Consider the following 14,101-nt stretch of genomic DNA (forward strand, 5'->3'; position numbering starts at 1 on the left):
CAATGTAAATTATTGGCTACTATGTGCAGCCGATGCCGACGAAGATCACAATGGAGGAATAGCGGAACATGTCACAAAAAGAAATTTGGTATGAAACGTTGCATCCCAATTTCGGTCAGTATTTCGCCGTTGAGAACGTGCTTTATCACGATAAAACAGAACATCAAGATCTCATTATTTTTGAAAATACAGAACTAGGCCGCATCATGGCACTCGATGGTGTGGTTCAAACCACAGAGCGCGATGAGTTTATCTATCATGAAATGATGGCCCATGTACCGCTATTTGCGCACGGCCAAGCCCAAAAAGTGTTAATCATTGGCGGTGGTGATGGCGGGATGCTGCGCGAAGTTTGCCGTCATCACTATCTCGACAATATTACAATGGTAGAAATTGATGCTGGTGTGGTCGAATTCTGCCGCCAATATTTGCCAAACCATAACGCAGGGGCCTATAGCGATCCTCGTTTCAAGCTGGTGATTGACGATGGTGTTAATTTTGTCAAAACCACATCTGAAAAATTTGATGTTATCATTTCTGATTGTACCGATCCTGGTGGACCGGGTGAAAGCCTGTTTACTTCTGACTTCTATGCAGGCTGCGCTAATTGCCTAAACGAAGGTGGTATTTTTGTTGCCCAAAATGGTGTTTGTTTCCTTCAGCAAGATGAGGCCGTTAACAGCCATAAAAAGTTAAGCCACTATTTTGCGGACAGCAGTTTTTATCAGGCTGCCATTCCAACTTATTACGGTGGGATCATGACATTTGCTTGGGCAACCCAGAATTCTGCCTTGCGTCAGGTACCTCTGACAACGCTACAACAACGCTTTGAAGATGCGGCCATAGCTTGCCGTTACTACACACCCGCCGTACATACAGGAAGTTTTGCATTGCCGCAATACTTACTGAATGCCCTATCTGGAAACCAATAATCACCCATTAACCGGGAGGTGAATTAAATTGCGCAAACTGAAATTGCACGGCTTTAATAATCTAACAAAAAGCTTGAGTTTCTGTATCTATGACATCTGTTATGCAAAAACGAAAGCCGATCGCGACAGTTATATCGCGTACATTGATGAACAGTATAATGCCAACCGCTTAACTGAAATTCTTAGTGAAACCTGTTCAATCATTGGTGCAAACATTCTTAATATTGCTCGCCAAGACTACGATCCAAAAGGGGCGAGCGTTACCATTCTGATAAGTGAAGAACCCATTGATCCCAAGCTGGTAGATAATACGGAAAATCCTGGCCCACTTCCTGATTCTGTCGTCGCCCATTTGGACAAAAGCCATATCTGTGTACATACCTATCCAGAAAGCCATCCAAATGGCGGCATATGTACCTTCAGGGCAGATATTGAAGTATCAACCTGTGGTGTCATTTCTCCCCTTAAGGCACTGAATTATCTGATTTATGAATTGGAATCTGACATTGTGACGATGGATTATCGTGTTCGTGGTTTTACCCGAGATATTAATGGTGTAAAACACTATATCGACCATGAAATTAGCTCTATCCAGAATTATGTGACAGAAGAGATTCAATCTCAGTACCATATGCTTGATGTGAATATTTTTCAGGAAAATCTCTTCCATACTAAAATGATGCTGAAAGAATTTGATCTGAATGAATATTTGTTCAATACCACAGCAGAAGACTTGAGTGAAACGGAAAAGAAAGAAATCATTCATTTACTTAAGCAAGAGATACAAGAAATCTACTATGGCCGAAATTTACCCAATCTATAACTAATTGTATTCAGCCTGATCTCTTTGACTGGCAGAATATCAATCTGCCAGTCATTCATTTCTTACCAAGCATAGCATTCTTTATTTTGATAACACACCTAACTAAATAGTGTTTAAATGATAGCAGTATTCCTTACCCCGCGCTTCGCGGGGAGATATCAGGTTTCATATCGTGTTGTAAATTGCAATTTGAAGTTTAATGCGTATAAATGCTTTTGTTTTTTATGAAAAATTAATAAAAATAGAATTCATTATTACTATACCAATCCAACTTCAAGTAAGCAGCTTGCAAATCAATGTGATTGTTTATATCTCCCCGTTACGCGGGGAGATATAAGACGCATCTTGAAAGACGATTGGTATATACTTTATCTGCTTTAAAATAAATTTTGTTATCTAACTAACAAATTTAGTTTATTTATTTGCATGAATTTTATTTTATGAACATTATGATATCTGAATGATTTATAATAAAACCCCCTACGACATACAATAAAAATGACGATAAAAATTGCTCTCATTGATGATCATGTTGTTGTCCGTTCAGGCTTTGCTCAATTATTGACACTTGAAGATGATATTATAATCGTTGGTCAATACAGTAGTGCCGATGAGGCATGGCCGGATTTACTAAAAAAAACGATTGATATCGTCATCATGGATATTTCCATGCCCAACGAAAGTGGCCTGCAGCTTCTGACCCGACTTCGTCCTACCAACCCAAATTTTCGTACGATCATGTTAAGCATTTATGACACCGCTGCGCTTGTGCAAAGTGCACTAGATTCAGGTGCACGCGGTTATTTGACGAAATACTGTGGGCCAGAGGAATTAGTACAGGCCGTCCGGTTAGTCCATCAAGGAAACATTTATCTTTGTGCTCATGCAATGAAAGCACTTCGCCAAAAACCTCAAGAAATTACAGCACTACACGCTCTGACACCAAGAGAAAGAGAAATTTTTACCTTATTAGTTGATGGGAGCAGTGTAAAAGTAATTGCTGAACAACTTGAACTTAGCCACAACACAGTTCATGTCCATCGAGCCAGAATTTTAGATAAATTACAATGTAATACCACTATTGATCTAGTTCATTATGCCCTTAAGAATCAAATCATTACGACGAGTTAAACAATGAATGAAAAATTTCTCTTCATTTTACAATCACTATTCCTCGGTCTATTTTATTCACTGATTTGGATTTCATTATGGGTAATCAGTTTTTATTTTCACAATAGTGGACTACAGGCGACACTATTTTTACCCCAAGGGATACGCTTAGTATTTATGACCTTACTGGGGCGACGTTATCTTCCAATTCTGCTGATGAGTGAAATTAGTATATTACTATGGCTAAAAAGCGAACAACTCATTATATATCCAATCATTCTACTTTCCCCATTTATTAGTTTGATCCCTGCACTCATTATTCAAAAAATATGGTGGAATTATTCTCTTTATTGGCAACAGCTTTCTATTTTATTAGCGGGCGTTATCATTAATAGCCTTTTACAAATTTTATTTTTAAGCTTTTCGTTACCTGATAAAATCAGCTTTATTTTTCTCTCTTCCTTAACTGGCGGATTTTTACTCTCTCCATTCATTTATCTGATTTATGTTTATTTATATGAGAAATATTGGAAGAATCAGCATACTAAAGCTGATATAGCCGATCCACAATTAAGAACATCTTTGCTGATGTGGTGTTTCCTGTTTAGTTTGCTGGGAATAAGTGGCCAATATCTTCTATCCTCGGAAATAGAGTGGTTACTGTCAATTTTAGTCTTTATTCCTAATATATTTATGGCTTATCATTATGGTTGGCAAGGTGGAGTTCTCTCCGCATTATTAGGAAGTTTACTCGTCACTTCTGCCCGTCAATTCAATGGTTCATTCAGTGAATTACAGGAATTGGAGATTTTTTTAACCACGCAAGCTTTATTAGGGATAGGGCTTGGCATTGCCATCAGTCGCCAGCAACAATTAGCAGGTAGCCTAACCTATCAAAAACAATTGGCAAATAATTTAAACCGTTATCGTGAACGACTAGAAAAAGAGTTAGCAACACGTCATATCTTGATGCAAAAATTAGTACATACAGAAGAAGATATCCGTAAAAATATTGCCAGAGAACTCCATGATGCCATCGGGCAAAATATAACGGCCATTCAAATCCAATCTATGCTAATAAAACGGACTTCAACGTTGGCATTAGCTCAGAAATCTGCCGAACAGATTAATCACCTCTCCCAACAAATACATCAAACAACGCGTCAACTGCTGCGCGAGCTTCGCCCACCGGCACTCGATGAAATGTCTCTTGAACAATCAATTCATCACTTAATAAATGAATTTGCTTTTGAAGAGCAAAACATTTGTTGCCATTTTGATTATCAGTTACCACATACTCCCAGTGATAACACGATCACTCTGACGCTTTATAGGCTGATTCAAGAATTACTGAACAATATTAGTAAACATGCTAACGCCGACCAAATAAACATTACATTAAAGCAAAAAAGAAATTTAATCGTGCTTCAGGTTGACGATAACGGCATTGGTATTATTGATGATAAAAAAAATACAGGATTTGGGCTTAAGGGGATTGAAGAGCGTGTCCGAGCGCTTGGAGGCCATTGGAGACTCAAAATCCAACAAGGAACCCATGTCAATATATATTTACCTGTAGATTCAGGCAGTAATACTGAATAACAAAATATCCTCTTTGGGACGGCTAAAGCAACAACGACTATTCGTATCTTTTTTATGGAGGCACTTATGCAAGGCACCAGCCATGAGCAAATATCACAACATTATCGTTATTGGCGAAGCCATTTGCTCATATCAATGATTATAGGCTATGCCGCATTCTACCTAACTCGCAAAAGTTTGAATATCGTTATGCCCGCCATGCAACTGGAATTGGCTCTTAATAAAAATGATATTGGATGGATAATCAGTTTGTTTTACCTTGCTTATGGCAGTTCAAAATTTTTTGCCGGCATTTTCCATGATCATACTGGTTATCGCTGGTTCATGGGGGTAGGGCTATTAATGACAGGTGTACTGAACATTATTTTTACCTTCTGCTCATCACTGCCCTCCCTATTATTTGTCTGGACGCTGAATGGCTTTTTTCAAGGATGGGGATGGCCAACATGTGCTCGACTTCTCACTCACTGGTATTCTCGTAATGAACGAGGTTTCTGGTGGGGCTGTTGGAATATATCCATCAATATAAGTGGTATTTTTCTGCCACTATTGTCTGCATTTTTAGCCAATTATTATGGCTGGCGCGCTGCATTATTTGTTCCTGGACTCATCAGCATTGCGCTTGGAATTTGGTTATGCCGGAGAATGCGGGGAACGCCACAGGAACATGGTTTACCTAGCGTAGGGGATTGGCGACAAGATACCATGGAGCTACGACAAGAACGGTTATCTTTACCCATGCCTATGATAAAAATTCTAAAGGAAACCATTTTATTCAACCGTACCATCTGGCTCCTTGGTTTTTCTTATATTCTCGTCTATTTCATTAGGATCGCAATTAATGACTGGGGTAATTTATGGTTATTAGAAAAACATGGAGCTAACTTACTGAATGCCAATGCCACACTGTCGCTATTTGAACTGGGAGGATTATTAGGTGCTCTTTGTTCTGGATGGAGTTCTGATTTATTATTTCGCAGTCAACGTACACCCGTAATTCTACTATTTTCTCTTGGCCTTTTCTTTTCTATGGCTGCACTCTGGTTAATTCCTATAAATAATTACGTATTATTATCTATCTGTATTTTTAGTATTGGTTTTTTTGTATTTGGTCCTCAAATGTTAATTGGTCTTTCAGCAACTGAACACTGCCACAAAAAAGCGGCAGGTACGGTAACAGGATATTTAGGATTGTATGCTTATTATGGTGCCGCAATTGCTGGTTGGCCATTAAGCCAAATCATTGACCACTATGATTGGACAGGCATGTTTGCCTTGCTGACTCTTGCAGCCGCTGTGATAGGGTTATTACTGATGCCAATGTTAATGGCTGACGTCAGTAAAGAGTATAAAACAGACTGATAACAGAATTACCGGTGATGTATTCAAGGTGTTGATTGGTCTTAAACATAACATTTTCTTTCGATGAAAGTGCCGATCATTTCGTCATGCATTTTAGGGGATGTTGTGTCAACCGTTTTCCGAAAGTATGAGCGATGATACGCTTCAAGCGGATTATGAAGTTTAATTTATCTCTATTTATTAAAATTTTATTATTATATAAATTATGTATATATTAAAAATATAAATCTGTCGGCAAACCAGAATTAAAAAGCGCTCGTAATTTCAGACCTTGGAGTGTATAATCTCCATATTTCCTTTCCTTCAACACTTTCCCAAGGTGGAGAAGTCGGTTTACCATCTAACCAAAATTGAATTTTTCTTTGCACGTTAGGATTGTACCTGTTTCTATAGACCCATCTCAATTCATGTGAAATTATATCAGTCCTAACTCCTGGATATTTAATTTTATTTACTACATATCTCATATCGATGCCATCAAGAATAAAATGTATATTATTATTCTTAAGCAGATCAGTATTTCCATTGCTTGTAGTTACCCAAGATAATCCTCCTTTACATTTCCTTGAGAATATTTTGTCTGCATCTTCGGGTATTATTTCCAATGAGGTATTATATTTAGGATGATTTTTAAGATGTAACATAAAACTCTTCTGATAGGGAAGTTTTTTCGTCATGTGCATGTATTCATACTGTCTTTTCATATTTTCTCGGGCTAATTCATCTTTAACGCATAGTTCTGGAGGGATTGTAAATTGATCTATAAACATAACTTGAGCGTTAGGAAGCGTCCTTTGAGCGTTAAAACGCTTCTCTATAGCAAAAGCAACAGCCAGAGTACTTCCTTTGAAAGGCTGATATTCATGAAGATACCTTAATCTTTCACTTCCTAGTCCGTAAACTAAATCACCAATAATCAATTTGTGGGTAAAAGGCTCTTTAAATGGCATATTTTTACACTCACTACTAAATTCATTCTTAAAAGGGAAAGTATGACACCATAAAAGAGTATGCTATTTGACCACATCAGCGATTGTCAATGAGCAGAAGAAAATAAATTTATCGGGGCGAGATCTCACAATATTAACGATGCTATCTCGCTGAAAGCTCCCGATCGGGCAGCACAAATGGCACTTTTTAACCGGATTGCGTTAAATATCATTTACCAATCCAACTTCAAGTTACAGCTTGCAAATCAATGTGATTGTTTATATCTCCCCACTACGCGGGGAAATATGAGACTCATCAATTTAAGCTAAGCAGCCTATTTTTCACGTTCAGGATTTAGAATAAAACCAACGTCGTATCACTAACCACGCCATGTTGTGAGTCGGGATCTGAATTACATTCATACCGTGAGCACCTAATTAAGCAGTGTATTTTATACGCTGTAGCCAATATTCACGTTCCACGGAAGCAGATCATACTGGGGATCGTCGTAATGGCGTTTGAGGAGGTTCCAGTTCCGTAAAAAATTTACTAAGGTTGAGCTGTTCAAGTCACCGTTTAATTTGGGTACGCAGCTCAGCCAGCGATTCGGCCTACGCCTGAATCTGACGATCTTTTCCCTGAATATCGGTCTGAAGCTGGTAGATAGGGGCTTTCAATTGGTCAATATCATCAGTCATCATTCAGGCGCTCAGGGAAAAGCTTAAGTGTGACAGTGAAACAATCGCGTGTTCTGCCTATCAAATCAGCAATAAACCCTGTAAAATCAGCTACGCTTTCTGGGGATGTCACACCGCAAAAGACCATTCATTTCACTTCTAATAAATAGGTTTTACTAATGCATCAGTCTGATGTTGTTGATCGCTCTCTTTTTTCATTAAGTTGGCCGATTTTCATTGATATCTTTCTGCATATGGCGACGTTATTAATCAATACGTACATGGTCAGCCATATTTCTTCTGCTTATCTTGCTGCAATGGGAGTGGGTAATCATGTTTTTGATCTCTTTATTACAATTTTTAACTTTATCAGCGTAGGTTGCAGTGTTGTCATAGCTCAATATCTGGGATCAGGAAAACGTGATAAAGCAAGCCAGGCTATTCATATTTCCATTGCTTTTAATTTTGTGCTGGGTTTCAGTTGTGCGCTGATCACCGTGTTCTTCGGTTATAAGATCCTGTATATCATGAACCTGCCTGAAAATCTGATGGAAGATGGATTCGCTTATCTGCATGTTCTTGGCATCTGTCTGGTACCCGAAGCAATTTCGATTATTTTGGCGGCTTGCATGCGGGTTTATGGAAAGTCAAAATCGGCCATGTATGTCACGCTGATTGCCAACCTGCTTACCATTGTCGGCAATATGATCGTACTCTATGGATTCTTTGGATTGCCTCAATATGGACTCGAAGGCGTAGCGTGGTCTACAGTATTTGGTCGTACTGTCGCTGTTATTTTGCTCTGCGGATTACTGTTTTTTGGTTTGAAGATCAAATTCGAGCCTAAATTGCTCGTGAATTGGTCTAAGAATATGTTGAGCAAAATCCTGCACATCGGCTTACCTGCCGCGGGTGAGAATTTGGTGTGGATCCTGCAATATATGACTGCACAGGCGTTTATCGGCCTGATGGGTGAAATGTCTCTGGCCGCGCAAACACTGTATTTCCAGCTATCTCTGTTCATTATGTTGTTTGGTATCTCTATCAGCATTGGCAATGAGATTATGGTTGGTCACCTTGTTGGGGCAAAGCGTTTTGAAGATGCCTATCTTCGGGGGCTGAAGAGCCTGAAAATTGGTGTGATTGTTACAATAGGCGTCGTCTTAATGTTCTGGATTTTCAGGGAACCGCTTCTCTATGTTATGACGGAAGATCAGAAGATTGTTGAACTTCTGCTGCCGTTGTTCCTGCTCTCGGTCTTTTTGGAGCCAGGACGCACTTTCAACATTGTGATGGTCAATGCTCTGCGTGCTTCTGGTGATGCCCGTTTTCCTCTTTATACCGCATTGATTTGTATGTGGGGAATCTCTATTCCAGTCGGTTATTTTTTGGGAATTACCATGGGTATGGGGATCTTGGGGATTTGGATAGGATTCTTCTGCGACGAGTGGATCCGCGGGTTAGTGAACGCCTGGCGTTGGAAGTCTAAAAGATGGCAAACCAAGCGATTAGATGTCTAATTAAAAAATAACAGTAACAATAAGTATAAAAAATGCCGCAAATAGACTTGCGGCATTTTAATCAAAGATGGGTTTGATTAATAATTGCATAGTAACTTGAACAATTTTCTCATTAATATGTTATTCAGTATTTATCTGATAATTTAATTTCAAGACTGTAAAAAAATAAAAAACAGGGCTATTTCCATTTTATTTTATCAATAACATTACCCGCTTTGTTTTTATTAATACCAAGTCTATAGTAAAATAAGGTCTTACCAATTAAGTATTAATTTTCCTTTATTTTTCATCGAAAAACAGGATGACACATAGTTTAATCCTATTTCACTAAATAGCGTTTCAAAATGATAGAAATATTCCTTACGCCGCGCGGGGTAAGGAACGCCAACATCTGATATTCTCAGTATTATGGAAACCTAGTTAGATTGGTATAGATTAATCCTTTGAATTACAGCATAATATTAACGATAAAAAGGATTTAATCCTGACAACGTGTTTTTGACAATTTTCTTTTTTGCGCAGTTTCCCTTTGTAATTTCTTCTTCATGAAAAAGTTGTTCTCCTTGGAATCACATTAGCTATCAGCACACAATAATTCACTTACTAAAAGATATGAAAACAGCAACAAAAAACAATAACGTCACGCCACAGTTATCTCCAGCGGCCAAACGCGCCAACATGACGGAGAAAGAGTGGAAAAAAGCAATAAAATTCGACCATACCGATACTGGCTGGGTTATTATGAGTATCGGCATGGCAATCGGGGCCGGCATTGTTTTCTTGCCGGCGCAGGTTGGATTGATGGGATTGTGGGTTTTCCTGCTCTCTTCCATTATTGGTTATCCTGCCATGTATCTCTTTCAGCGGCTCTTCATCAATACCCTGGCAGAGTCACCAGAATGCAAAGATTACCCTAGTGTTATCAGTGGTTATCTTGGTAAAAATTGGGGCATTCTGTTAGGCGTACTCTACTTCATTATGCTGGTGATCTGGATGTTTGTTTATTCCACCGCGATAACCAATGATAGTGCTTCTTACCTGCAAACATTTGGCATCACAGATGAATTAATGTCGAAAAATCCGCTTTATGGATTGGTATTAATCTGTGTATTAGTCGCCATCTCTTCCCGTGGTGAACAATTACTGTTCAAAATATCCAGCCTAATGGTCATAACCAAGTTATTTGTTATCGCGGCATTAGGATTTTCCATGATCGGTATGTGGCATCTTTACAATATCGGGGCCTTACCTCCCCTGGAACTATTGATCAAACAAGCTATCATCACGCTACCTTTTACGCTCACGTCCATCCTGTTTATCCAAACACTTAGCCCAATGGTGATTTCTTATCGCAATCGGGAGAAAAACCGTGAAGTTGCCCGTCATAAGGCACTGAGAGCGATGAACATTGCTTTTGCTATCCTGTTTTGTACGGTATTTTTCTATGCCATCTCTTTTACGCTGGCAATGGGACATGACGAAGCACTCAAAGCCTATGAACAGAATATTTCAGCATTAGCCATTGCCGCCCAATTTTTCCCAGGCGGTTGGGTTATTGCTGTCAGTATCATGCTCAATGTTTTTGCCGTGATGACTGCCTTTTTTGGTGTTTACCTTGGGTTTCGCGAAGCCAGCCAAGGCATTGCCATGAATATTCTTAGTCGCCTGATGCCTGCTGAAAAGATCAATGAAAAGTGGGTACAAAAAGGCATCATGGTGTTTGCCATCTTATTGGCATGGAGTGCGATCCTTCTGAATGCCCCTGTATTAAGTTTTACTTCTATTTGTAGCCCAATATTCGGCATCGTTGGCTGCCTTATTCCGGCTTATTTAGTCTACAAAGTCCCTGGCTTGCGCCATTACAAAGAGATATCACTTATCTTGATCATCTTTACTGGAATTTTGTTATGTGTTTCCCCTTTCCTGGCCTTCTCCTGATATGAGGGCTTATTATTAAGGTTCACTTGGTGCGCCCTAAATTCTCATCTTTCTGTTAGAGGATATAAGGCGCATTTAACTAATCAACTCCCTACAAAATTTACTGTACTTATTTAGTAAGCAATTCTTTTAATGACACTTCTATACGCATTAAACTTCAAGTTGCAATTTACAACACGATATGAAACCTGATCTCTCCTCGCGAAGCGGGGAGAAATTACACATATCTTGAAGATAAATTGGTATATACGCATTAAACTTCAAGTTGCAATTTACAACACGATATGAGACCTGATCTCTCCCCGCGAAGAGGGGAGAAATTACACATATCTTGAAGATAAATTGGTATATCCTTAATTAATCATGAAAAATATCTATTTAATTAAATTTCACAAACAGAACAAAAAACAGCCAACCCACTCAATTCAAACAAGGATATAGTAAACAATAGAAATTATAACCACCGTTATCAAATTAACTAAATCTCTTCCTTTAACCTTGTGTAATTACAAACATTATCCCTTGTTCTCCCTTGATATTTCTCCTTTTTCGTCAAAAAAATGCATACATTCAGAATAAAAACCCGATAACAAACAAAAAACTAAAATATTATTTCGAAAACACTAAGTAAAAGTTAATTTTCAATCAATAATAAGGCGTTATCTAAACAACTTAGATAAATCATTTACTTTTTCCACTAAATGCAGTAAAAATACAAACTCGATACACTTAAAGGGATTTTTAAAAGAATAAAAAACTAAAAAACAAACCGAGCCAAATGATTAGTTGTAAAGTTCAATAGAGTTGTTTTTATATATGGAATTCTATTTATGAATACCTCATTCTGGGTATCAGAATCACATAGTACGTATTTATACGATTCCAATTAGCATTTTCATTAAAAATAAGACAAAAATAAGCAGCAATTTTTTATTTGCGCTATTCCAATTAAATCAATCTGGTATTTAGCTAATCATGTTTAAAAAACACTAATGTTTTGTTGTATTCGATTAACTTAAATACCTTGCCATTCACAATTTATCTCTCTGATTTCATAGGAATGATAATTTCATGAAACAACGTAAGTTTTTAACCCGATACGAAATAGACGCAATTTTGACAGCGACAAAACAAGGACGTCACGCAGAGCGTGATTATTGCATGCTGTTAATGTGTTTCATTCACGGCTTTAGGGTAAGTGAGTTATGTAATCTATGCCTATCTGATCTCGATTTGAACTCAGCAATCATTCATATCAGACGGTTAAAAGGTGGGCTTTCAACCACACATCCTTTAATTCCAGAAGAAATTGATGCGTTAAATAAGTGGCTAGATATCCGCCCAAAATGGCGCGAAGCCGATTCACCGTGGGTATTTCTTTCTCAAAAATCAGGCCCTGTTTCACGCCAGCAAGTTTATGGTTTATTAAAACGCTATGGAAAGCAGGCGTCTGTCAGTGTTTCTCCACATCCGCATATGTTAAGGCACGCTTGTGGTTATGCATTAGCTGATCTCGGTCGCGATACCCGCTTGATCCAAGACTATCTTGGACACCGTAATATTTCACATACTGTCATTTACACCGCCAGTAATGTGAAACGTTTTTCCAGAATTTGGGAGTCTCACTCTAAATAATTGTGTTATTTTTTCTGCTGTTTTCACTAACATGCACTGTTATTGCAACAATCTCCACTAATTAATTTGTGGAGATTGCCGGCAGATAGAATGGACAATGCCATGAATATCGAAGATAAATGATTATTGTGTACACATGACAAACTTAATTTGTAAATAAACTTTATTTTTACTGTTTTTTATTTGTTAATAAATCTAAGTTTATTTTAAAAAAGCCTAAATCTAACAGGCAAATATATAAATCTTTATTTAAATTTGAGCAGCGAATTTATATGAACAATTTCACTGCTCAATAAGAAATATTAATCTACAGACAGGAGGTGAATCACCTGCCTTTGGATAAGTCCGTATGAAAACCCCGTCATCGATGTGAAGATCCAGTGAGGTAATTTCCTGATTTTACTATTTTACTTAAGAAGAGAAGTTAATCACAAATTTGCTGATGTACTTTTATTCATAGTTGTATGTATAAATAATTCTATTATATTCTGTTTGTCGCTGTATTAAAAATAATCATTTATTATTTTATCATTAAATTATTTTTACCATTCTGACGATAACTGAGGATTTATACACCGATAGCTCATGAATAAAATGACTCAACGATTTGCTCGCTCAGGTTTAGTGTTTACGCTCATTACCGAACATTTACCTGAACAAGCCCTTGCTGTTCCCGCCATTTTGCTTGCAGCGGCAAGCAAAGGTTCAAAGTTCGTCGCCCTGTGCCGCCCGATGAAAGGGAAGGAGAAGCAGGAATGATTCAGGAAAAACTATACGCCATTATTGATGGCGCGGCAGAACCCGATTTGTTTTTAGCGTTGGAACGTTACGATCCGCCATCCACATGCCTTTACGGAGAACCTCTTCAACCAGAACTGGTTAACATTGTGCCTTATCTGGTGCAGGTGACGGAAGAAGTCAAAATCTGGCTGGAATGTCGCAAAACCCCGTGGGGAATTTTCGTTCACAGTGCAGCGGACATGAAAGCCGTGCGCCAGCATTTACGAAAGTACCTGCAAGTATTGCTTCCCCAACAAGAAAAACCCGTCTTTTTCCGTTTTTATGATCCACGCAATATCTGGGATTTTCTCGGTGTGCTAAGTGACTGGGAAGTACATTGTTTTTTGGGGCCAATCACGCGGATCACAACACGTTACCTTGAAGAAGAACGCACAGATAACTTTGTAAAAATCAGAGAACCTTTTCCCGATAATGCTAAGGGAAAATACAAAATTTTCAAAATCAGTGAAGAGCAGTATGAACTGATAGAAATAAAGAAAAAAGAGCAGTATTTACAAAAGCTTGATTCCATTTTGCTATCTGAATTAGCAGAACTAAGAATAAGTATCAGCATCAACAACTCATTACCCTTCTTAGCTTTTTTCTATGATTACCTTATGTCTGAGAAAATAACAGACACTCGCTCTATAGAAGGCATTCTTAAAAAAGTGATCAGAGAAGACAATTTTGACATTGATAACTTTGATAAATCAATTCTGACCAACCTTACTGATGATGGGACTCCTGGCTGGTATAGAGCCAATCAGTTCATTTACAATATTAAGGAGTAAT

At 38.1% G+C, this 14,101-nt stretch carries 11 protein-coding genes; 10 read left to right on the forward strand and 1 reads right to left on the reverse strand.

Annotated features, from left to right (window positions below; genetic code table 11):
• The first annotated feature begins 68 nt into the window (after nt 1-68).
• The 5 genes from speE (at nt 69) to uhpC (ending at nt 5,829) form a co-directional block, all read left to right on the forward strand.
• The gene (speE, locus tag WDV75_RS16555; RefSeq protein WP_273560210.1) at nt 69-932 is read left to right on the forward strand and encodes a polyamine aminopropyltransferase; all 864 of its coding nucleotides are present in this window, start codon (nt 69-71) and stop codon (nt 930-932) included.
• A 28-nt stretch (nt 933-960) separates the two neighbouring features.
• Nucleotides 961-1,755, forward strand: coding sequence for an adenosylmethionine decarboxylase (speD, locus tag WDV75_RS16560; RefSeq protein ID WP_273560208.1), 795 nt, complete (start codon nt 961-963; stop codon nt 1,753-1,755).
• Nucleotides 1,756-2,253: 498 nt separating this feature from the next.
• On the forward strand, nt 2,254-2,886 hold the full coding sequence (locus WDV75_RS16565) for a response regulator transcription factor (protein ID WP_273560207.1): 633 nt from the start codon (nt 2,254-2,256) through the stop codon (nt 2,884-2,886).
• A gap of 3 nt (nt 2,887-2,889) precedes the next feature.
• Nucleotides 2,890-4,467 carry an MASE1 domain-containing sensor histidine kinase gene (locus tag WDV75_RS16570; protein WP_273560206.1) on the forward strand — a complete coding sequence of 526 codons (1,578 nt, stop codon included), beginning with the start codon at nt 2,890-2,892 and terminating at the stop codon, nt 4,465-4,467.
• Nucleotides 4,468-4,533: 66 nt separating this feature from the next.
• Nucleotides 4,534-5,829: an MFS transporter family glucose-6-phosphate receptor UhpC gene (uhpC, locus tag WDV75_RS16575; protein WP_420497529.1), complete on the forward strand. Its 1,296-nt coding sequence runs from the start codon at nt 4,534-4,536 to the stop codon at nt 5,827-5,829.
• A gap of 245 nt (nt 5,830-6,074) precedes the next feature.
• On the opposite strand, the gene WDV75_RS16580 is transcribed toward uhpC, so the two are convergent.
• Nucleotides 6,075-6,779, reverse strand: a complete 705-nt coding sequence (locus WDV75_RS16580) for a hypothetical protein (protein WP_273560204.1) — start codon at nt 6,777-6,779, stop codon at nt 6,075-6,077.
• Nucleotides 6,780-7,615: 836 nt separating this feature from the next.
• Here WDV75_RS16580 and WDV75_RS16585 point away from each other — a divergent pair.
• From WDV75_RS16585 to WDV75_RS16605, 5 genes are all read left to right on the forward strand, one after another.
• Nucleotides 7,616-8,956, forward strand: coding sequence for an MATE family efflux transporter (locus WDV75_RS16585; RefSeq protein WP_273560203.1), 1,341 nt, complete (start codon nt 7,616-7,618; stop codon nt 8,954-8,956).
• 612 nt (nt 8,957-9,568) lie between these two features.
• Nucleotides 9,569-10,894, forward strand: a complete 1,326-nt coding sequence (locus WDV75_RS16590) for a hypothetical protein (protein WP_273560202.1) — start codon at nt 9,569-9,571, stop codon at nt 10,892-10,894.
• 1,071 nt (nt 10,895-11,965) lie between these two features.
• Nucleotides 11,966-12,529: a tyrosine-type DNA invertase gene (locus tag WDV75_RS16595; protein ID WP_338860169.1), complete on the forward strand. Its 564-nt coding sequence runs from the start codon at nt 11,966-11,968 to the stop codon at nt 12,527-12,529.
• 594 nt (nt 12,530-13,123) lie between these two features.
• The gene (locus WDV75_RS16600) at nt 13,124-13,288 is read left to right on the forward strand and encodes a hypothetical protein (protein WP_338860171.1); all 165 of its coding nucleotides are present in this window, start codon (nt 13,124-13,126) and stop codon (nt 13,286-13,288) included.
• Nucleotides 13,285-14,100: a DUF4123 domain-containing protein gene (locus WDV75_RS16605; protein WP_273560200.1), complete on the forward strand. Its 816-nt coding sequence runs from the start codon at nt 13,285-13,287 to the stop codon at nt 14,098-14,100. The genes WDV75_RS16600 and WDV75_RS16605 overlap by 4 nt, the downstream gene beginning before the upstream one ends.
• Nucleotide 14,101: the final 1 nt, after the last annotated feature.

The organism is Xenorhabdus griffiniae (assembly GCF_037265215.1).
Lineage (GTDB): Bacteria > Pseudomonadota > Gammaproteobacteria > Enterobacterales > Enterobacteriaceae > Xenorhabdus > Xenorhabdus griffiniae.